The following is a 21,226-nucleotide window of genomic DNA, read 5'->3' as shown; positions in this document are numbered from 1 at the left end:
ATGAAACCAAATGGATGAACTTCATGCCCGCGGCAACGAACACGAAGAGAAACCTGGTGACGGCGGCGCTGGTGGCGCCGGCGGCGGCCTGGCTGATGATCTTCCTCGTGCTGCCCTTCATCGCCATGCTGGTCTTCGCCTTTGGCGAACGTGCACCGGAAGGCGGCTATCAGGCGGCCTTCACCTTTGCCCAATTCGCCAACCTGCCGACCCGTGCGGCGGCCTTCTGGAACACGCTCGTTCTCGCTCCGGTCGGTGCCCTCGCCTGCCTGCTGATCGCCTATCCGGTCGCCTATTATCTCGCGGTCAAGGCCAACCCGCGCTACCGGCTGATCCTGGTGTCGCTCGTCGTCGTGCCCTTCTGGACCAGCCTGCTCGTGCGCACCTATGCCTGGATGTACATCCTCGGCTCGCGCGGCATCCCGAACCTTTTATCGATGATCGGCATCGAGGACGTCAGGATGCTGAACACCCCGGGCGCCGTGCTTCTCGGCATTGTCTATGGCTACCTGCCGCTGATGATCATGCCGATCTACGTGAGCCTCGAAAAACTCGATCGCCGCCTGCTCGAAGCCTCGGCCGATCTCGGCGCCAAACCAGTCTCGACCTTCTTCGGCGTCACCCTGCCCCTGTCACTGCCGGGCGTCATGACCGGTGTGGCGCTGGTGACGATCCTGCTGCTTGGCGAATACCTCATCCCGCAGCTGCTCGGCGGCGGCAAGGTGTTCTTCATTGGCAATGCGCTGGTCGATCTCTTCCTGCAATCGCGAAACTGGCCGTTCGGCTCGGCGATCGCCGTCACGCTGGTTGCCGTCGTGGTCGTGGTGCTGATGGTGGCGATGCGCATTGCCTTCCGCGTTGCCGGCACAAGACAGGTGGATCTCGTCTGATGCGCGCCTTCATCTCCTCCGTCTATCTCTTCCTCTACGCGCCGATCGCGCTGGTCGTGCTGTTCTCCTTCAACGCCGGGCGCAACGCCAGCGAGTTCACCGGTTTCTCGACCGCCTGGTACGGCAAGGCGCTTGGCAACACCTTCCTGATCTCGGCCCTCCAGAACAGCCTGCTGATCGCCTTTACCAGCGCCACGCTTGCCGCGATCTTCGGCACCATGGCCGCCCTTGGCATGGAACGTCTGGCGCCGCGCAACCGGGCGATCTTCGATGCGCTGTTCGCAGCGGCAATCGTCGTTCCCGGCGTCGTCATCGGCATTGCGACGCTGGTGGCACTCGTCGCCGTCTTTTCCTTCGTCAATCCGGCGCTCGCAACCATCTGGCCGGGCGAGCAGCCGCCGCAGCTCGGCCTCGGTTATGGCTCGATCATCGCCGCCCACGGGCTGTTCTCGATGGCGCTGGTGACGATGATCGTGAAGGCCCGCATCGCCAGCCTCGGCCGCGACATCGTCGAGGCCTCGGGCGATCTCTATGCGACGCCGCTCACCACCTTCCGGCTGATCGTGCTGCCGCAGATCCTGCCCTCGATCCTTGCGGGCTTTCTACTGGCCTTCACCTTCTCCTTCGACGATTTCATCATCGCCTTCTTCGTCGCGGGCTCGAAGACCACGCTGCCGATCTACGTCTTCGCCTCGATCCGCCGCGGCGTGACGCCCGAGATCAACGCGATCGCGACGCTGGTGCTCGTCGCCTCGCTGCTTTTGATCCTGACCGCCCGTATCCTGATGCGGGAAAAGAAAACAAAATCCGGGGAGTGAAACCATGATCCTGAAAGACCGGGTCGCGATCGTGACCGGAGCCGGCTCCGGGATCGGTCAGGCGGGTGCCGCCATCATGGCGCGCGAAGGCGCCCATGTCGTCGTCGTTGACCGCAGCCTTGCAGCAGCGACAACCGCCGTCGAAGCGATCGCCGAAAAGGGCGGCAGCGCCGAAGCGCTGGCGATCGACGTGACAGATGACGCAGCGCTTTCCGATGGCATCGCCGACATCCTCTATCGTCACGGCCGCATCGATATCCTGCACAACCACGCGGGCGCCCAGGTCGCGGGTGACCTGGAGGACGTCGAGGTCGCAGGCTTTGACCGCTCCTGGAACCTCAATGTGCGTGCCCATTTCATGGCCGCACGCCTCGTCGTGCCAGCGATGCGTGCCGCCGGGCGCGGCGTCATCGTCAATACCTCGTCATCGTCCGGTGTGCTCTACGACCGCGAGATGATTGCCTATACGACGACCAAACACGCCGTCATCGCCATGACCAAACAGATGGCCGGCGACTACGCCCGCCACGGCATCCGCGTCAACGCGCTCTGCCCCGGCTGGGTCGACACCCCCTTCAACGAGCCCTTCATCGCCCAGATGGGCGGCCGCGGCGCGATCGAATCCTATATCCGCGAAAAAGTGCCACTCGGCCGCTGGGCCAGCGTCGAGGAGATCGCCGAGTCGATCCTCTTCCTCGTCTCCGACCGCTCCTCTTACATGACCGGCCAGATCCTGGTGGTCGATGGCGGCGAGACGGTGGTGTAGCAAACCGCTAGGACGGAACGATGCCCCGACAGGCCCACGCAACCGCCGCGAACGACCGCGGCCCATCCGGCTGGCCCGACTGGTAGGCAGCCTTGACCGCCGCATCGGTCTTCGCCCGCTGCGCGGCATCGAGCGCGCCGATATATTTGCCGAGCGGCCCCTCGCCCGCCGAGATCGGCTGCCAGAAGTCGTCAAACGACCGATAGTCCATCCGGATCGTCAGCGACGTCTGCTCGACCTGTTCGAGGCCATTGGCGGCAAAGCTCTGCATCATCTCGCCTGGCCGCATCATCGGCTGGAAGCAATAGCGGCTGCGCACCTGTTCGGCATTGCCATCGAGCATGGCCGCCACATCGAGCACCATGCGCATGCCCGGCATGCCGCCGTAATGATCCCAGACGACGGCCGCAACCACGCCGCCCGGCCTGGTGACCCGGCGCATCTCCGCAACCGCCTTTCCCGCCTCCGGCACGAAATGCAGCACCAGCATCGCCAGTGCCCGGTCGAAGGAGGCGTCGGCAAAGGGCAGTGCACAGGCGTCGGCCTGCTGGACCTTGATCCTGGGATCGGTGCTGCCCTTGATCGTCGCCTCGACGAAGACGGGCGAAAAATCGATCGCGACGATTTCGCCGAGATCAGCCGCACGTGGCAGGGCAAAGGTCAGGCTGCCGGTGCCGCAACCGACGTCCAGGACCCGCTCGCCATCGGCAAGCCCTGCGAAATCGATGAACAGCGGCGCCAGCTGCCGGCTCCAGCGGCCCATCAACTGTTCATAGCCATCCGCACTCTGCACATTGAAGCTCGACGTCATGATCGCCTCCGGGCAGCAAAGGCGGCATATTAGCGCTTGGCGGACGGGCTACCAAGGCATTCGCGTCGAGAGGAGGCCCGGAGCGCGCCTCCTCTCCATCGCCTCTGTGCTTGCCACAGAGATGCGGAGGCCTTCCATTCTCACGCCAGCCCTACACCGTCACATGCCCGATGCCCTTGGCCGCGATCTCCTCGAAGCTCTCGTCATAGCCGGCATCGGCGTAACGGATCACGCCGAGCGAGGTGTCGTTGGTGAGCGCATGGTCGAGCCGTTCGTCGGCCTCGACCGTGCCATCGGCGACGACCGTGACGCCGCAGCTGGTCATGTAGCCGGCATAACCACCGCCGCCGGAATGCACGACGACGAGGTCGGCCATCGACGAGCAGAGCAGCATGGCGTCGAGGAGCGGCCAATCGGCGATCGCGTCCGACCCGTCCTTCATCCGCTCGGTCATGATATTGGGGTGCGCCATGGCGCCCGCATCGAGATGGTCACGCGAGAATGCGATCGGGCCCTTGAGCTCGCCCGAGGCCACCAGTTCGTTGACGCGCCGTGCCAGGGCCGTGCGTTCGCCATGGCCGAGCCAGGCGATGCGCGCCGGCAGGCCCTCGAACGGGATATGCTCGCGTGCGAGCCGGATCCAGTTGGTAATGATCTTCTTGTCCGGGAACATGTCGAGCAGCAGATCGTCGATGCGGGCGATATCGCTTTCCTCTCCCGACAGCGCCATCCAGCGAAACGGCCCGATGGCGCGGGCAAAGAGCGGCCGCAGATAGGCCTCGGTGAAGATCGGGATGTCGAAGGCGTTGGCCACACCACCCTCGCGCGCCTGGGTGCGGATGAGGTTGCCGTTGTCGAAGACCTCCGAGCCCTTTTTCTGGAAATCGAGCATAGCCTTCACGTGCTCGACGATCGAGGCGCGGCTTGCCGCCATCAGCTGCCCCTGGCCGTCGTCACGCAACGACTTCACCTGATCGAGGCTCATGCCCTTCGGAACATAGCCGTAGACGAGATCATGGGCCGAGGTCTGGTCGGTCACCACGTCAGGCACGATGCCGCGCCGGGCAATCTCCGGATAGATCTCGGCCGCATTGCCGACAAGACCGACGGAAAGCGCCCGCTTGTCCTTCACCGCCGCATCGATCATCGCAAGTGCCGCATCGAGATCGGGTGCGATCTCCTGCAGATAGCCGATCTCCCGGCGCTTCTTCGCCCGCTCGGCGTCGATATCGACGCAGAGGATGGCCGCCCCCGCCATGCGGCCGGCCAGCGGCTGCGCCCCGCCCATGCCGCCGAGGCCCGCCGTCAGCACGAAGCGGCCGGAGAGATCTCCTCCGAAGCGGCGCTCGGCAATGCGCATGAAGATCTCATAGGTGCCCTGGATGACGCCCTGGCTGCCGATATATTGCCAGGCGCCGGCCGTCAGCCCGCCCCAGCAGATCAGCCCTTTCCGCTGCAACTCGTAGAACACCTCAGCCTTCGCCCATTGTCCCACGATGTTGCAGTTGGCCATGATGACCAGTGGCGCCTTGGCGTGGGTCTTGAGCAAGCCCACCGGCTTGCCCGACTGGACGATCAGCGTCTGGTCCTCGTCCATCTCGGTGAGCGTCTTGACGATGGCGCGGTGCGCCGGCCAGTTGCGCGCCGCCTTGCCAAGCGCGGCATAGACGACGAGATTGTCCGGATCCTCGCCGACCGAGAGCACGTTTTCGAGCAACCGCAACAGCGCCTCCTGCCGCCAGCCCTTGGCGCGCAGTTCCAGCCCGCCGGGGATCGGAAAACCAGGGTGACGGGGATTGGCCTTGGGCATGGTGTCGTTCCTTGTTGTTGTCTCGGCGGGGTGCCCCGCTTTTGTCACGAATGGCGGGAAATTGCGGCCTCCGCTCATTCACTGCGGCGGGAGGTCGCTGCCCGTCTCGTTCATCCTGGCGGGAACTCCCCGCTCCCTCGCATTTGTGGCGCGCCGCAGGTCGCCGCCCCTTACGTTTGCGGCATCGGTTGGCGGCGGCCCCTCACCCTAGCCCTCTCCCCGCTTGCGGGGAGAGGGGACGCGTTGAGCGCGCTGCGCCGGCCGGTACCATCATGCCATTTCCCCGTCCCGCATTGGGCGAATGAATGGCCCGGCGCTTGTCAACACGCTCCGCCGATAGCCGCCGATCTCGTCCCCTTTCCCCGCCTGCGGGGAGAGGGTTAGGGTGAGGGGCAAATCACCGACCCCGTTGCCGAGGAGCGGACCCGCCTCTCAGATCTCATTTCGGCGGCAACGTCTCCACGAACGCGACCGCCCCATCCAGCAGTCTCTTGCGCAGACCATCGTCGCCGTAAGCCTCCGCCCCGGCCCGCACCCAGCCATGCATTGCCCGCCCGTTCATCACCATCAGCTCGATATCGGGCAGATCAAGCGCCCAGCCGTCATTGCCCTTGCCGAGCCGGACGAGCAGCGAGCCCTCGCGGGCGCCAAGAAGCAGGTTGCCGTGAAGCAGATAGGCCCAGCCACCGAACATTGCCTTCTCCGAAAGCCCGGCGCGATCGCCGAGTTCTTCGCGGATCAGCTCTTCCAGTCCGGCATCGCGCGCCATCACCCGCTCCCGTCAGGTCCGGCCGGAAAGCGCGTAGCGGGCAAGCTCGATACCCATCGCCTTTTCGACCGAGGGATAGACCGTCGGGTCGAGCACGCTTGAGGACAGCGGGATCACCGTCTTCGGCACATGGAGCACGAAGATCCTCATGCCCACCTGCAGCTGCCCGACGCTCAAGGGCTCGCCTTCGGGCGACAGCGTGGTGACGACGTCGGGGAAGGTCGCAAGCCGCGTGCCTTCCGCAGAGTCAACCGCCATATATTCGTTCATCACGTGAAGAACCTTAGAGTCAGCGCCCTTCCCCAGCGTCACCGTGCCGATGTCAAACGCCTCCTTGGTGTAGACCACCGACTTTTCGGTGATCGTGCCTTCGGCAAGGATCGCACCATTGGTCGCCTTGACGATCGCATCGATGACGGCGCTGCCGCCCTTGGCTTCGGCGGCGATAATCGCCTCGCCCAAAGCCAGCGCCAGCGAAATGCCGCCGAGTGCTGCATTGTCCCGGACATAGGACGCGCGCACCGGATTGCGGCAGGACGCGATGAAGCCACCGGACATGTCGGACGCGGTGCGCAGGACCGGCGAGACCTTGGCTGTGGCGCCCCGTACCACCAGCTCGATGTAGCGGTTCTCCTCGCGATTTCCCCCGACCGCCGTCTGGATCATCGGTTCGGGCGAACCGGCAAGGCCGATCGAGCCCATGTCGCCCGTCGGATGGGCTCTGATATCGCCGACCGCGTCCACCACCTTGGTGCCGAGGATCGCCGAGGGCAGCCAACCATTGAGCGTCGAGGACTTGCCGTTCTGGCCGATGATCAGACCCGAGAGTTTCTCGCCAAGTGCCTCCTGCAAGAGCTGCACCGCCTTGACATAGTCGACGCCGCGCATCTCCCAGGACGTGGTCGAGGCCGGCGCCCCGATCGCCGCTGCCGTCGCCACCCAGTCGTTGGCGTCGAGCTCGTCGATCGACACCAGCTCGGGCTTGCCGATCGAGACCGCGGCATAGCCGAGCATGCGGCCATGGTCGGCCCAGCCGCCGCCACCGGCGGCATAGACGGAGCCGCCCTTGACCGCCGCCTCGACGTCCTTTTCCTTCAGTATCCGGCCCATCTCACATCTTCTCCTGCAATTTTCTGTCGAGCCTCTTCACCGCGTCGAAAAGCGCGGCGGTGCCGAGCGCGATATCGTCGTTTTCAGCCCATTCCTCCGGCGCATGCGAGCGCCCGCCGAGGCAGGGAATGAAGATCATCGCCGACCGGGTGATGCGCGCCATCCAGGCGGTGTCGTGGCCGGCGCCGGACGCCATGCGCCGGTGCCGGGCACCGATCGCGTCACAGCTTTCCTCCAGCGTCGACAGAAGCAGCGCGTCGCCCGGCGTCGGATGGTTGTCGGAAATCACATTGGCGGGCGCGATCGTCACCCCCGACGCCTCGACAAGGCCCTCGCAGAGCGACCCGAGCGTCGCGAGGAACCGCTCCATCTGCGGCCGCAGCTCGGCGCGCGCGTCGATCAGCAACCGTACGCGCGACGGAACCACATTGGCGGCATTCGGCTCGATCGAAAACTCGCCGACCGTCGCGGTAAAGTGCCCGTCACCCCTGGAAAACTCCGTCGCCAGCCGCTCGATTTCGAGCACCAGATGCGAGGCTGCGACCAGCGCATCGCGCCGGTGCCCCATCGGCGTCGTTCCGGCATGATCCGCCCGGCCTTCGACGACAATCTCGATGCGGGTGATGCCGGAAATCGCCGTGACCACGCCGACGTCGAGCCGACCCGTTTCCAGCACTGGCCCCTGCTCGATGTGTAGCTCCAGAAACGCCTTGATGTCGGAGCGCTTCGAGCCCGACAGCCGCGACGGATCCCCGCCGACCTCGACAATGCCCTGGCGCAGGCTCAACTCGCCCTGCACACGACTCAGCCACCCGTCCGGCAGCACGCCCGCCATGCCGCGGCTGCCGACGCAGGAGACGCCGAAGATCGACACTTCCTCGGCCAGAAAGTCGACGATCTCCAGATCATGGTCGAGTTCGATGCCGTTGTCGGTGAGTGCCCGCGCCACTTCGAGTGCCGCGGCCACGCCGGCAATGCCGTCGAAACGGCCGCCATCCGGCACCGTGTCGGAGTGCGAGCCGAGCATGATCGTGCCGAGCGCCGACTTCTTCCCCTTGCGCCGCCCGATCAGGTTACCGGCCGCATCAATCCGGGTCTCGAGCCCGGCTGCGCGAAACCGCCGGTCGAGAAAGGCGCGGCCCTCGAGAAAGAGCGGCGTGAAGGCGCGGCGCGTATAGGGCCGGTCCGGCTCGGTGATCCCGGCGAGACCGTTGACAATGCCGGCGATGCGGCTGGCATTGACGGGCAGGTTCGCGGGGACCTTGTTTTGTGCAGTCTCGCTCATCACGTCTCCTGCAGGGTCAAGGTCGGCAACGGCCGGACAAATTGGCCGACACCGGGTTCGGCCAGAACCTGCCGGCCATCGAAGGCGATCCGGCCCCGCAGATAAGTCGCAGAAACCCGCCAGGGCAGCCTGATGCCGTTATAGGGCGACCAGCCGACGACGTTGTGACCACTTTCCGCGGCGTCATAGGTGTAGGGCTCGGGCGTCATGACGATGATGTCGGCATCCTTGCCCGCTTCCAGCGCGCCCTTCTGATGGTCGAGGCGGAAATGCCGGGCCGGGTTCAGCGTCATCAGCTCGGCCGCGCGCGTCAGCGAAATGCCACGCTCCAGCGCCCCCTTGACGAAGAGCGGCACCATGACCTCGAGCCCCGGCACGCCGGATGAATTGGCCAGCATGTCCGGATTGGTCTTGCGGTCTTCCGACCAGCTGACATGGTCGGTCGAAACCATCGTCACCGTGCCGTCGGCCACGTGCCGCCAGAGCTTCTCCACCTCGGCGCGCGGCCTAATCGGCGGGTTGATCTTGGCCTTGCCGCCAAGACGGCGGACGTCGTTTTCCTCGTCGAGCGTCAGGTAGTGGATGCAGCACTCAATCGACGCCCTATGTCCTTGGGAGCGGTAGGCGGCGGCGATCTCGTAGCCGCGACCGAGCGAACAATGCACCACATGCGCCGGGCAGCCGGTGGCAGCACCGGTCTCGTAGATCTGGTTCGTGGCAAGAAGTTCGGTGAGCGGCGGGCGCGAAAGGCCATGGGCGCGATAGTCGGTGATCCCCTGCGCCTTCACCTTGTCGATCGCGGCGCGCACCGCCTCGTCGTCCTCGTTGTGCACGCCGGCGGAAAGCCCGGTTGGCGCGATCGCGCGGAAGCAGTCTTCAAGCAGAGCGGCCGGAATGCGCGGGAAGCGTTTCGGATCCGTGCCGAAGGTGGAGAACTTGAAGGCGGCGACACCCGCCTCCACCATCTCGCCGATGCGCACCGGCCCTTCCTCGGGATCAATGGTGCCATAGAGCGCGAAATCGACGCGCGCCTGCGGCCCTGCATGGTCGATCTTGCGGCGAAGCGCCTCGGCCGAGCAGACGAGATTGCCCTCGTCATAGGGCATGTCGACGATGGTGGTGACGCCGCCGGCGGCTGCCGACCGCGTCGACCAGATGAAATCCTCCTGGTTCTTCTGCGACAGCGAATGCACCTGCGCATCGACAGCACCGGGCAAGATCAGCGCGTCACCCAGTTCGTGCCGCTCGCGCGCCGCCGGTGCCGCCCCCTGCCCGACATGCACCACCTTGCCGTCGCGGACCGCGACATGGCCGCCCTCGACGATCCGGTGCGGCAGAACAACGGTGCCTTTCAGAACGAGATCGAAATCGGACATGCTGCTCTCCCGGTTGGGTCGTTCCCTGGTTATTTGCCGAGCGCGAAGAAGTCGTCGAACTCCGGCATCGGTGCGGTCGCGACGAAGGAGCGCAAAAGGTCGTGGCAGGTAAAGGCATCCTGCAGCGCCTCGATCTCCTTGGAGAGCGGCCGGTCCTTGAGGTAGATAGGGCTCACCGAGCGGGTCTGGTCATAGGCGCGCTTGACGATCCCCTGGGGCTGGTCGCCGACGAGGTCGATGGCCTGGGCCGAGAGCATCGCCTCGATGGCGGCAAGCTGGCGAAGGTCCCGCACCTGCGTTTCCATGCGCTCGACGATGAGCGGCAGGAACGTCGCCTCTTCCTCGAGGCCACCGGCAACCACGATCGACTGGGCCGAGAGCGGCACGGCAAGCGACTGCACGCGCATGTAGAGCTCGACCGCGAGCTTCATCAGCGGCCCGAGCCCGGTCGCCACTTCCCCGGGCGCCACGAGGTTGACCGAGAGATTGCGCCGTCCGCCGTTGGACAAAAGGATGCAGCGGTTCAAGACATTGCGCGCCGCATGGGAAAAGGCGATCTGCGCCGCCTCGATGTAGAGCGTCGTCGTCAGCGGCAGCGATGCGCCGGAGGAATGCACCTGGCCGCCGATGACAACAGGATTGTCGTCGGAGAGATAGGTCGCCTCGACCAGCCGCCCGGCCGCCACCAGCAACGTGTCGACGACGGCCCCGAACACCTGCGCGGTCATGCGCAGGCTGAGCGGATCATGGATCGCCGTCGGCACCGGCCAGTCGGCAACGCCGGACTGGCCGTAGAGCCAGGACCCGACCAGCGCCTCGCCGCGGGTCGAGAGTGTTGCCGCCACCCGCCAGGGATCGGCGGACGCGCCGAGCGCCAGCGACGACATCACGCCGGTGACAAGCAGAACGCGGATCGCCGAGGCCGCCTCGCGCAGCACGTCAGCGGCGGCGGCAAAGGCTATGGCGTTGACGCTGAGCGCCGCGAGCGCGTCACGCGGCTGCATGACGAAGGGCTTCAGGCCGGCTTCCGACAGCGCGGTCTCCGCGGTGACGAGACGTCCCTGATAATAGGCCTCGCCGACGCCCGTCAGCACCGAGGCGATCTGCCCCATCAGGCCGATATCGGCGCAGCCCATCGAGCCGTGACGGCGCACCGCCGGTATGATGTCGGCTTCAAGCAGCGACAGGAACGCTCGGATCAGCTCCGGGCTGCAGCCGGTGTGGCCGCGCATCGCCGTGTTGACGCGGATGGCAATCGCCATGCGCACGATCGCCGGCGCAAAGAATTCACCGGTGCCGAAATGGTGGGCCCTGACCAGCGCATTGTTGAATTCGGCAAGATCGTCGGCGGTCCATAGCCGGTCCTTCATCGAGCCGACGCCGGTGTTGGAGCCGTAGACCGGCAGCCCCATGGCGATGCGATCGGCAATCACCTTGTGGGCGGCGGCCACCCGCTCCATGCCGCCGTCATCTGCCACCGGCCGGACCCTTCCCGCCCCGATATCCTCGAGCGTTGCGAAATCCAGCGGTTTCCCGCAGAGAACGGTGGTTTTGAACTGATGCAGCATGCCTATAAATACCCTTCCGCGCGGAACCTGCCTCGGTTTCGAAACGGTGCGCGGATGCTCGAAATTCTCGCAACCGTCGCTCGCAGATAGCCGGCCGCTGAATGCATGCTATGCGCTTATCGCACATGCATGCTATATCCCAATTCCGGAACAAGTGATGCCAAATACGGGACGCACCGCGCCGAAGTTCCGGTCTGCGAGGATCTGTGAATGGACATGGCAACCATCGCGCTGGTCGATGCGGTGCTTCGCGAGGGTGGCATTCGCCGCGCCGCCGCGCTTTGCGGGCGCGCGCCCTCGAGCGTCAGCGCCGCCGTAAAGCGCTTCGAGCAGGCGATCTCCATGCCGCTGTTCCGGCGCGAAGAAACCGCACTCGTGCTGACGCTCGAAGCCCATGCGCGTGCGGCCGACGTAAGGCAGGCGACCACGAAGATCGCCGGCATCCTTGCCGCGGCCGGCAACGAGGCGAACGCGCCCGCGCCGCCGGTCGGCCTGGTCGCCCTTGATCGCTTCGTGCGCGTCACCCGCTCCGGCAGTATCCGCGCCACAGCAAAGGCACTCGGGCTCGGCCAGCCGCAGCTGACGCGGCAAATGGCGGACCTCGAACGTCATCTCGGCAGCCGTTTGTTCGAGCGCTCCCATGGCGGCATTCTTTGCACGGCGACCGGGGAGCGCATCATTCCGCTGGCCGAGGCGCTGCTCGACACCTGGGCACGACTGACCCACGCCTCGGCCGACCGCTTTCGCCGCGATGTCGCCACCTGGCGGCTCGGCGCCGTCATGCCGCTTGGCCCTGAAAGCGAAATCGCCCGCATGCTGGCGGCTTTGACGGCGAACTGGCACCGCGCCCGCCCGCGCCAGCCCCTGTTCATTTCCAGCACGACGGCGGACGAGCTGCTGGCCGGCCTCAGGAGCCGGCGCTTCGATGCCGCCCTGCTCGATGTCGCCGAAATCCCCGCCGATTGCGACGGGCGGCTGGTTTCGCAAACGCCGCTTGCGCTCGCCGGTCCCGCCTCCGTTCTGTCGGCATCCCCTGCCGATCTGCCGCGGCTGCTCGCGACCTGCCCGATCGCGGTGCCGAGCGTGCGAAGCGGTCTTCGCCGCGAGGCCGCGCGGTTCCTCGACGACACGCTTGATGAGGCCGCACGCCGCCGCATCACGCTCGTCGAGGTCGACTCGATCCCCGTCATCATCAACCTCGTCGCCCAGCACGGCTACCTCTCGGTGCTGCCGGAAACCTCGCTCGCCCGCATGCACAGCCCGCCAGCGATGATCCGGCTCGGGCCGGGCTACCGGCAATCCCTGACCCTCGTCTGGCCGCGCGGCGCGCTTTCGGGCGAAATCGGCGACCTGATGATCTCGATGATGCGGGCGAGCGCGCAGGCGTGATGCTGGGCGGCAATACAGTGCGGGGAGCAAATCCTCGCGACCAGGACCCTCCCTTCCCTCATTCCTGTGCTCGTCACAGGAATCCAGTCGACGCGCGTCCGCGCGTCGGAAAGACCCTTTTCAGCCCAAGCACTTGGGCTGATCCCGCAGTTCCAACGGAACTGCTAGAGATTCCTGTGACGAGCCCAGGAATGACGCAGGAGAGAGGGTGTCGCGGAGCAAGACAAGTTCGGTGACCGGCGTGCCAGCATCGGAATCACTTCCTGATCGTCCGCCGCCAAACACCTGAAACAACTCTGGAAATCGCCACCTGATTCAAAACGTGAAGTTCGTCGACCTCAACTCTTCAGCTTCAGCCGCCGGCGCGTTTCGCTCGGGCTTTCGCGATAATGCGCCCGGTAGCTGCGCGAAAAAGAGGACGACGAATTGAAGCCCGAGATCGCCGCGATATCGGCAAACTCCAGACGTGTCTCGATCACCTTGCGCCGCGCCGCGTTGAGGCGTAGCGCCAGATAGTGCTCGTGCGGGGCGACTCCCATCGTGTCGCGAAAGAGGTCCTGCAGATGGCGCGTGCTCACACCGATGCGGCGGGCGAGCCGCGAGAGCGTCAGCGGCGCCTCCACCGTGTCCTCCATCAGTTTCACGGCGGCGCCGACGCGCGGATCGAGGATGCGCATGTTGCCGATCGCCGGCATCTGCAGGAGGTCGCCGCGGGTGCGCTCCTGCTCGTAGATGAAGAGCCGCGACACTTCGAGCGCCAGCGAATAGCCGTGGGCGCGGCGGATCAGCTCCAGCATCAGGTCCAGCGTCGGCAGCGAACCGCCTGTGGTGATGCGCTTGCCGTCGATGACGAAGCGTTCGCGCACCATCGTCACCTGCGGATAAGCCGTGGTGAAATCCTCGAAATCCTCCCAGTGGGTGGTGGCCTTGAAATTGTCGAGCAGGCTGGTCTCGGCCAGCAGCCATGATCCCGATTCGATCCCCGCCATCAGTTCGCGGTGCCGGGCCGTCTGCGACAAGAGCATCTTCAGTTGCGAGGTGGCGCTGCGCTCCCAGTTGTAGCTGGAGAGGATGAAGAGCGGCGATGTCTCGCGCTGCGGCCGGAAGGCGCCGGAGACGGGAATGGGAATGCCGCTCTTCGTCTCGATCGGCTCGCCATCGGGGCTAAAGATCGTCCAGTCGTAAAGCGGCCGCCCGGCGATGCGATTGGCGGCACGCATCGGCTCGATGACCGAGGCAACGAGGATCAGATTGGTCTCCGGCAGCACCAGGATATCGACGTGCTGCACCTGCGAAACGTTCTGATCCATGGCCAAACTTCTCCACGCCTTCGCCGATAATGTATAGGATGCAGCCGATAATGCAAAGCAGCAGCGACCTTCTTGGCTCGTAATGAGCTCAATAAAAGGGAGACAGCAATGCCGCTCAGCATGAACCGCGAGGTATTCATCACCTGTGCCGTCACCGGCTCGGGGGACACCGTTTCAAAGTCCGGCCACGTTCCGATCACGCCGAAACAGATCGCCGAAGCGGCGGTCGAGGCGGCCAAGGCCGGTGCGGCCGTGATCCACTGCCACGTTCGCGATCCGGAGACCGGCGCGCCGTCCCGCAGGCTCGATCTCTACCGGGAAGTGACCGATCGCATCCGTTCCGCCGATATCGATATCGTCCTGAACCTGACGGCCGGCATGGGCGGCGACCTGGTGTTCGGCAATGTCGAAAAGCCCCTGCCCGTCAACGAGAAAGGCACCGACATGGCCGGCGCCACCGAGCGCGTCGCCCACGTGGCCGAATGTCTGCCGGAGATCTGCACGCTCGACTGCGGCACAATGAACTTCTCGCTCGGCGACTATGTCATGACCAACACGCCGTCGATGCTGCGCGAAATGGCGCGTCAGATGACCGCCCTTGGCGTGCGCCCGGAAATCGAAGCCTTCGACACCGGCCACCTCTGGTTTGCCAAGCAGCTGGTCGAGGAAGGCCTGATCGAGGATCCGGTGCTGATCCAGCTCTGCATGGGCATTCCGTGGGGCGCGCCCGACGACCTCAACACCTTCATGGCGATGGTCAACAACGTGCCTGCCAACTGGACCTTCTCGGCCTTCTCGATCGGCCGCAACGCGCTTGCCTATCCGGCCGCAGCCATCCTTGCCGGCGGCAATGTCCGCGTCGGTCTTGAAGACAACCTCTATATCGGCAAGGGCCAGCTCGCCACCAATGGCCAGCTCGTCGAAAAGGCCGTCGGCGTCATCGAGGGCATGGGCGCCAAGATCATCGGGCCGAAGGAGGTCCGCGAGAAACTGAAGCTGACGAAGCGCTGAACTGATCGAGGGGAGCGCCCCTTATCCTCTCGGTGAGGGGAATCGCCCCTCATCCGCCTGCCGGCACTTTCTCCCCGCAAGACGGGGAGAAGGCAGCAAGCCGAAGGCGCTCAGTCCCCTCTCCCCGCCTGCGGGGAGAGGGTTAGTCCTCGGGTTAAACCCGAGGAGGGGGACAGTTTGTATTTTAGAAGTCGAGGTGAGGAATGACCGAAATCAAGAAAGCAGCCTGTGTCGGCGGTGGCGTCATCGGCGGCGCCTGGGTGGCGCGCTTCGCGCTCGCCGGCATCGACGTAAGAATCTTCGACCCGCATCCGGAAGCTGAACGCATCATCGGCGAAGTCATGGCCAATGCCGAGCGCGCCTATGCGATGCTCACCATGGCGCCGCTGCCGCCGAAGGGCAAGCTCACCTTCTGCAAGAGCATCGAGGAAGCGGTCGAAGGGGCTGACTGGATTCAGGAAAGCGTGCCGGAACGGCTGGAGCTGAAGCGCGGCGTCATCACCAAGATCGACGCCGCCGCGAGGCCGGATGCGCTGATCGGCTCGTCCACCTCGGGTCTCCTGCCTTCCGATCTCCAGTCCGAGATGCACCACCCCGAGCGCATGTTCGTGGCGCACCCCTATAACCCCGTCTACCTCCTGCCGCTGGTCGAACTCGTCGGCGGCAAGAAGACGAGCAAAGCGACGATCGAGCGCGCCATGCTGGGCGTCGAGCAGATCGGCATGAAGGGCGTCGTCATCGCCAAGGAGATCGAGGCCTTCGTCGGCGACCGCCTGCTCGAGGCGCTCTGGCGCGAGGCGCTCTGGCTGATCCAGGACGACATCTGCGACACAGAAACGCTCGACAATGTCATGCGCTATTCCTTCGGCATGCGCTGGGCGCAGATGGGTCTGTTCGAGACCTATCGCATCGCCGGCGGCGAAGCGGGCATGCGCCACTTCCTTGCCCAGTTCGGCCCGTGCCTGAAATGGCCCTGGACCAAGTTCACCGATGTCGTCGACCTCGACGACGCGCTGGTCGAAAAGATCGGCGCCCAGTCGGACGCGCAGGCCGCCGGCCGCTCGATCCGCGAGCTGGAACGCATCCGCGATGAAAACCTCGTCGGCATCATGCATGCGCTGAAATCCGGCAATGGCGGCGAAGGCTGGGGGGCCGGCAAGCTGCTCGCCGATTTCGAGGCCAAGCTCTGGGCCAACGCGAAGAAGCCGGAGGCAGACCTCGGCGACGTCAAGCCGCTGCGCATCGTCGACACCAAGGTCAGTGCCGCCTGGGTCGACTACAACGGCCACATGACCGAGCACCGTTATCTGCAGGTGTTCGGCGACACCACCGACGGCCTGCTGCGCCTGATCGGCGTCGATCTCGACTATGTGCGCGATGGCCACAGCTACTACACCGTCGAGACCCACATCCGGAACCTCGGCGAGGCCAAGCTCGGCGATGCGCTCTATTCGACCTGCCAGGTGCTGTCGTCCGACGAGAAGCGCCTGCACATTTTCTCGGCGATCTACAACGCTTCGACCAACGAGGCCGTCGCGACCGCCGAGCAGATGGCGCTGCATGTCGACAGCAAGGCCGGCAAGGCAGTGCCCGCACCCGAGCACGTGCTGAGCAAGCTTGCCGCCATCGCCGAAGCGCATGCGCAACTGCCGGCGCCGGAAGGTGTGGGCCGCCACGTCGGCCAGAAGCGTTGAGGACTGTTCCTTTCGTTCGGGAGGGATTTCTCGCGGGAATGTTCCGGGCAACGGCTGCCCCTCATCCCGCTGCCGCGACCTTCTCCCCGTGAACGGGGAGAAGGGACATGCCGCAACCGCTCGTTTCTCTGTAGCCGAGCGGCAAACGCGTCCCCGCCTGCGGGGAGAGGGTTAGTCCTCGGGTTAAACCCGAGGAGAGGGGCAGACGACCCGCATGCCGCGACCGGTGGGGAGATCGGTCGCAGGCAGGCAGATAATTGCGAGGGAGAACAAGATGAATTTCGCACTGACCGAAGAACAGCAGATGATCGTCGATACGGTCAGGAGCTTCGTTGAAACAGAAATCTATCCGCATGAGGACGAGGTCGAGCGCACCGGCATCGTGCCGCGCGAGCTTGGCCAGGACATCGCCCGCAAGTGCAAGGAAATCGGTTTCTTCGGCTGCAACTTCCCCGAGGAAGTCGGCGGCGCCGGCCTCGATCACACCTCCTTCACGCTGGTCGAGCGCGAGCTTGGCCGCGGCTCCATGGGCCTTACCGTCTTCTTCGGCCGCCCCTCGGGCATCCTGATGGCCTGCAATGACGAGCAGCGCGAAAAATACCTGCTGCCGGCGGTCAAGGGCGACAAGTTCGACGCGCTCGCCATGACCGAGCCGGACGCCGGCTCGGACGTCCGCGGCATGAAGTGCTTTGCCCGCAAGGATGGCGACGACTGGATCGTCAACGGCACCAAGCATTTCATCAGCCATGCCGACATCGCCGATTTCGTCATCGTCTTCATAGCAACGGGCGAAGAGGACACGCCGCGCGGGCCGAAGAAGAAGATCACCTGCTTCCTCGTCGACCGCGGCACGCCGGGCTTCGAGATCCGCAAGGGCTACAACTCCGTTTCCCATCGCGGCTACAACAACTGCATCCTGACCTTCGACGACTGCCGCCTGCCCTCGTCCCAGATCCTCGGCGAAGTGCACAAGGGTTTCGACGTCGCCAATGACTGGCTGTTTGCCACGCGCCTGACGGTGGCGGCGACCTCGGTCGGCCGCGCCCGCCGCGCCTTCGACTATGCGTTGAACTATGCAGCCGATCGCAAGCAGTTCGGCAAGCCGATCGGCGCCAACCAGGGCGTCTCCTTCAAGCTCGCCGACATGATCACCGAGATCGACGCGGCCGACCTGCTGACGCTGTCGGCTGCATGGCGGCTCGACAATGGCCTGCCGTCCAACCGCGAGATCGCCTCGGCCAAGGTCTTTGCCACCGAGATGCTTGCCCGCGTCACCGACGAGGCGATCCAGATCTTCGGCGGCATGGGCCTGATGGACGACCTGCCGCTCGCCCGCTTCTGGCGCGACGCCCGCGTCGAGCGCATCTGGGACGGCACGTCGGAAATCCAGCGCCACATCATCAGCCGCGACCTGCTTCGGCCGCTGGGAGCGTGATCGGCCGATGACCCGCTCCCTCGACCGCCTGATCCGCCCGCGCTCCATCGCCGTCTTCGGCGGCAAGGAAGCCCGGCGCGTCATCGAACAATGCGACAAGATGGGTTTTACCGGCGAGATCTGGCCGGTGCACCCGCGCGAGGCCGAGATCTTCGGTCGCAAGTGCTACCGCTCCGTCACCGAACTGCCCGCAGCGCCGGATGCCTCCTTCGTTGGCGTCAACCGGCAGCTGACGATCGACATCATCCGTGATCTCGCCTCGCGTGGTGCGGGCGGTGCGGTCTGCTACGCCTCGGGTTTCCGCGAGGCGGCAAGCGAGCTTGACGACGGCAACGACATGCAGGAGTCGCTGGTCGCGGCTGCCGGCGACATGCCGATCGTCGGGCCCAATTGCTATGGCTTCATCAACATGCTCGATGGCGCCCTGCTCTGGCCGGACCAGCACGGCATGCTGCGCGTGGAAAAGGGCGTTGCCATCCTCACCCAATCCTCCAACATCGCCTGCAACATCTCGATGCAGACGCGCGGCCTGCCGCTCGCCTACATCATGACCGCCGGCAACCAGGCCCAGACGGGTCTGTCCGACATCGCCTGCGCCGTGCTCGAAGACCCGCGCGTCTCCGCCGTCGGCCTGCATATCGAAGGCTTCGACAGCGCAGCCGCCCTCGAGCGGCTGGCGACGCGGGCACGCGAACTCGGCAAGCCGGTCGTCACGCTGAAAGTCGGCAAGTCGGAGGCCGCGCAGCTGGCGACCGTGTCACACACCGCGTCGCTTGCCGGCAACGACCGTGTCTCCTCGGCGCTGCTTGCCCGCCTCGGAATCGGCCGGGTCGATACGCTGCCGGCGCTTCTCGAAACGCTGAAGCTCCTGCATGTGGCAGGCCCGCTCGCTAGCCGCGACATCTCCTCGATGAGCTGCTCCGGCGGCGAGGCCTCGCTGATGGCGGATGCCGGCGAGCGCTATCGGGTGAACTACCGACCCTTACGCGACGAACAGAAGAAGCCGCTGAAGGACGCGCTTGGCGAGATGGTGACGATCGCCAACCCGCTCGACTACCACACCTTCGTCTGGGGCAACCGCGAGAAGCAGACCACCGCATTTACCGCCATGATGAAGGGCGGCTACGCGATCAATCTGCTCGTGCTCGATTTCCCCCGCCTCGACCGCTGCGACCCGGCCGACTGGGAAACCACCTGCCATGCGGTGATCGATGCGGCACGGGCGACCGACGCCCGCGCCGGCATCGTCGCAAGCCTTGGCGAAAACATGCCGGAGGCAACCGCCCTCTTCCTGATGAAGGCCGGTGTCGTGCCCTTCTTCGGCATCGAGGAGGCCCTGGCAGCGATCGAGACGGCCGCCGATATCGGCGCAGCCTGGGCCAAGGCCGCCTCGCCTCGCTTGCTCGACGGCGGCAGCAGCGCCGCCGGCGAACCCATCACGCTCAGCGAACATGAGGCCAAGGTGGAGCTTGCCGCCGCAGGCCTGACCGTGCCGAAAGGCAAGACCGCCACAACCGCCGAAGAGGCCGCCGCTGCGGCAGAGGCGCTCGGTTTCCCGGTCGTGCTCAAGGGTCTCGGCGTTGCCCACAAGACCGAGGCCGGGGCAGTCAAACTCAACCTTGCGAGCAGCGAAGACGTCCTGGCGGCGGCGAAAGCCATGGCCGGTGTCGCCTCGGGCTATCTCGTCGAAAAGATGGTGGCCAAACCGGTCGCCGAACTGATCATCGGCGCGATGCGTGATCCCGTCGCCGGCCCGGTTCTGACCATTGGCGCCGGCGGCATCCTGGTGGAACTGATCGATGATTCCGCCATCCTGACGCTGCCGACGACACCGGAAGCGATCCGTGAGGCGATCGGCGGACTGAAGATCCGCAAGCTGCTCGATGGCTATCGCGGCGGTTCGCCTGCTGATTTCGGCGCATTGACCGAGGCTGTCGCCGCAGCGGCATCCTATGTCGTTGCAAACGCTTCGAAAATCGAAGAACTCGATATCAATCCCTTGATGGTGTTGCCGCAGGGCCAAGGAGCCGTTGCCGCAGACGCCCTCATCCGCCGGAGGAACTGATGACCGGACCGATCCTCACCCGCCGCGAAGGCGGCATTCTCGAAGTCACGATCGACCGGCCGAAGGCCAATGCCATCGACCTGAAGACCAGCCGGGTGATGGGCGAGATCTTCCGCGACTTCCGCGACGACGACAGCTTGCGTGTCGCGATCATCACCGGCGCCGGCGAAAAATTCTTCTGTCCGGGATGGGACCTGAAGGCCGCTGCCGACGGTGACGCGGTCGACGGCGACTATGGCGTCGGCGGTTTTGGCGGCATGCAGGAATTGCGCGACCTCAACAAGCCGATCATCGCCGCGGTCAACGGCATCTGCTGCGGCGGCGGCCTCGAAATCGCGCTTTCGACGGACCTCATTCTGGCGGCCGAACACGCCACCTTCGCCCTGCCCGAAATCCGCTCCGGCACCGTCGCCGACGCCGCCTCGATCAAGCTGCCGAAGCGCATCCCCTATCACATCGCCATGGACATGCTCTTGACCGGTCGCTGGCTCGACGTACAGGAGGCGCACCGCTGGGGCTTCGTCAACGAGATCCTGCCGGCAAACAAGCTGATGGAGCGCGCCTGGGAGCTCGCCCGCCTGCTCGAAAGCGGCCCGCCGCTGGTCTATGCCGCGATCAAGGAAGTGGTGCGCGCCGCCGAGGGCGAGGCCTTCCAGACGACCATGAACAAGATCACCCAGCGGCAGTTCAAGACCGTCGACATCCTCTATTCGAGCGAAGACCAGCTGGAGGGCGCGCGCGCCTTCGCCGAGAAACGCGATCCCGTGTGGAAGGGTCGCTAGAGCGGGACAAGAGCGCGCGGTTTTCCGCCCGCACCCCGCCTTGATGAACACCCGCCAACCCTTGGCGGCGCAGGCAACAGAGCCGGACGACCGGCATCGGGACGTGACGAGACGCGCGGGCAACGCTGCGCGCCATAAAACACGCATACATAAGCCTAGCTTATGGAAATAAATTGTAATTTAGGGCGTTACAAGAAGAGTTCCAGCGATTACGCTTATCGATCTGAACGAAGGACGCCCCGGTTCCAAGGAAGGAGACACGACACCCGGAAGAACAGAAAGAGGCCGTCCGGCCCAGTCCGAAGCCATCGATACAATGGCTGCACGCAGCAATCTC

The 21,226-nt window shown here is 65.3% G+C and carries 17 protein-coding genes; 9 read left to right on the top strand and 8 right to left on the bottom strand.

The window, feature by feature from the left end; translation table 11 throughout:
- Positions 1-23 precede the first annotated feature (23 nt).
- Genes MKZ91_RS16540 through MKZ91_RS16530 form a run of 3 tightly spaced genes read left to right on the top strand, consistent with a single transcriptional unit; the run spans position 24 to position 2,474 of the window.
- Positions 24-890 carry an ABC transporter permease gene (locus MKZ91_RS16540; protein WP_336172131.1) on the top strand — a complete coding sequence of 289 codons (867 nt, stop codon included), beginning with the start codon at positions 24-26 and terminating at the stop codon, positions 888-890.
- On the top strand, positions 890-1,708 hold the full coding sequence (locus tag MKZ91_RS16535; protein ID WP_327511704.1) for an ABC transporter permease: 819 nt from the start codon (positions 890-892) through the stop codon (positions 1,706-1,708). Before MKZ91_RS16540 ends, MKZ91_RS16535 begins: the two co-directional genes overlap by 1 nt.
- Positions 1,709-1,712: 4 nt before the next feature.
- Positions 1,713-2,474, top strand: coding sequence for an SDR family NAD(P)-dependent oxidoreductase (locus MKZ91_RS16530; protein ID WP_336172130.1), 762 nt, complete (start codon positions 1,713-1,715; stop codon positions 2,472-2,474).
- A gap of 7 nt (positions 2,475-2,481) precedes the next feature.
- Here the strand turns inward: MKZ91_RS16530 and MKZ91_RS16525 are convergent, their stop codons facing one another.
- The 7 genes from MKZ91_RS16525 to MKZ91_RS16495 all read right to left on the bottom strand — a co-directional run bounded on the left by MKZ91_RS16525 (position 2,482) and on the right by MKZ91_RS16495 (position 11,203).
- On the bottom strand, positions 2,482-3,285 hold the full coding sequence (locus MKZ91_RS16525) for a class I SAM-dependent methyltransferase (protein ID WP_336172129.1): 804 nt from the start codon (positions 3,283-3,285) through the stop codon (positions 2,482-2,484).
- 151 nt (positions 3,286-3,436) lie between these two features.
- Positions 3,437-5,095 carry a urocanate hydratase gene (locus tag MKZ91_RS16520; protein WP_336172128.1) on the bottom strand — a complete coding sequence of 553 codons (1,659 nt, stop codon included), beginning with the start codon at positions 5,093-5,095 and terminating at the stop codon, positions 3,437-3,439.
- Between the two features lie 439 nt (positions 5,096-5,534).
- On the bottom strand, positions 5,535-5,864 hold the full coding sequence (locus MKZ91_RS16515) for a cold-shock protein (RefSeq protein ID WP_336172127.1): 330 nt from the start codon (positions 5,862-5,864) through the stop codon (positions 5,535-5,537).
- Positions 5,865-5,876: 12 nt separating this feature from the next.
- Positions 5,877-6,974: a DUF917 domain-containing protein gene (locus tag MKZ91_RS16510; protein ID WP_336172125.1), complete on the bottom strand. Its 1,098-nt coding sequence runs from the start codon at positions 6,972-6,974 to the stop codon at positions 5,877-5,879.
- Position 6,975: 1 nt separating this feature from the next.
- The gene (locus tag MKZ91_RS16505) at positions 6,976-8,259 is read right to left on the bottom strand and encodes a Zn-dependent hydrolase (RefSeq protein WP_336172124.1); all 1,284 of its coding nucleotides are present in this window, start codon (positions 8,257-8,259) and stop codon (positions 6,976-6,978) included.
- Positions 8,259-9,635: a dihydroorotase gene (locus MKZ91_RS16500; protein WP_336172123.1), complete on the bottom strand. Its 1,377-nt coding sequence runs from the start codon at positions 9,633-9,635 to the stop codon at positions 8,259-8,261. Before MKZ91_RS16500 ends, MKZ91_RS16505 begins: the two co-directional genes overlap by 1 nt.
- Before the next feature lie 29 nt (positions 9,636-9,664).
- The gene (locus tag MKZ91_RS16495) at positions 9,665-11,203 is read right to left on the bottom strand and encodes an aromatic amino acid lyase (protein ID WP_336172122.1); all 1,539 of its coding nucleotides are present in this window, start codon (positions 11,201-11,203) and stop codon (positions 9,665-9,667) included.
- Between the two features lie 210 nt (positions 11,204-11,413).
- Here MKZ91_RS16495 and MKZ91_RS16490 point away from each other — a divergent pair, with 210 nt between their 5' ends.
- Positions 11,414-12,592 carry a LysR family transcriptional regulator gene (locus MKZ91_RS16490; protein ID WP_336172119.1) on the top strand — a complete coding sequence of 393 codons (1,179 nt, stop codon included), beginning with the start codon at positions 11,414-11,416 and terminating at the stop codon, positions 12,590-12,592.
- A gap of 338 nt (positions 12,593-12,930) precedes the next feature.
- Here the strand turns inward: MKZ91_RS16490 and MKZ91_RS16485 are convergent, their stop codons facing one another.
- The gene (locus MKZ91_RS16485; RefSeq protein ID WP_336172118.1) at positions 12,931-13,902 is read right to left on the bottom strand and encodes a GlxA family transcriptional regulator; all 972 of its coding nucleotides are present in this window, start codon (positions 13,900-13,902) and stop codon (positions 12,931-12,933) included.
- A gap of 108 nt (positions 13,903-14,010) precedes the next feature.
- Between MKZ91_RS16485 and MKZ91_RS16480 the strand changes: the two genes are divergently transcribed.
- From MKZ91_RS16480 to MKZ91_RS16460, 5 genes are all read left to right on the top strand, one after another.
- Positions 14,011-14,913: a 3-keto-5-aminohexanoate cleavage protein gene (locus tag MKZ91_RS16480; protein ID WP_327511693.1), complete on the top strand. Its 903-nt coding sequence runs from the start codon at positions 14,011-14,013 to the stop codon at positions 14,911-14,913.
- Between the two features lie 203 nt (positions 14,914-15,116).
- Positions 15,117-16,607: a carnitine 3-dehydrogenase gene (locus MKZ91_RS16475; RefSeq protein ID WP_336172116.1), complete on the top strand. Its 1,491-nt coding sequence runs from the start codon at positions 15,117-15,119 to the stop codon at positions 16,605-16,607.
- A 274-nt stretch (positions 16,608-16,881) separates the two neighbouring features.
- Positions 16,882-18,042: an acyl-CoA dehydrogenase family protein gene (locus MKZ91_RS16470; protein WP_336172115.1), complete on the top strand. Its 1,161-nt coding sequence runs from the start codon at positions 16,882-16,884 to the stop codon at positions 18,040-18,042.
- 7 nt (positions 18,043-18,049) lie between these two features.
- Positions 18,050-20,107 carry an acetate--CoA ligase family protein gene (locus tag MKZ91_RS16465; RefSeq protein ID WP_336172114.1) on the top strand — a complete coding sequence of 686 codons (2,058 nt, stop codon included), beginning with the start codon at positions 18,050-18,052 and terminating at the stop codon, positions 20,105-20,107.
- On the top strand, positions 20,107-20,889 hold the full coding sequence (locus MKZ91_RS16460; RefSeq protein ID WP_336172113.1) for a carnitinyl-CoA dehydratase: 783 nt from the start codon (positions 20,107-20,109) through the stop codon (positions 20,887-20,889). Before MKZ91_RS16465 ends, MKZ91_RS16460 begins: the two co-directional genes overlap by 1 nt.
- Positions 20,890-21,226 lie beyond the last annotated feature (337 nt).

The organism is Ensifer sp. MJa1, assembly GCF_037026475.1.
Lineage (GTDB): Bacteria > Pseudomonadota > Alphaproteobacteria > Rhizobiales > Rhizobiaceae > Ensifer.
This window is presented reverse-complemented; position numbering and strand designations above follow the sequence as displayed.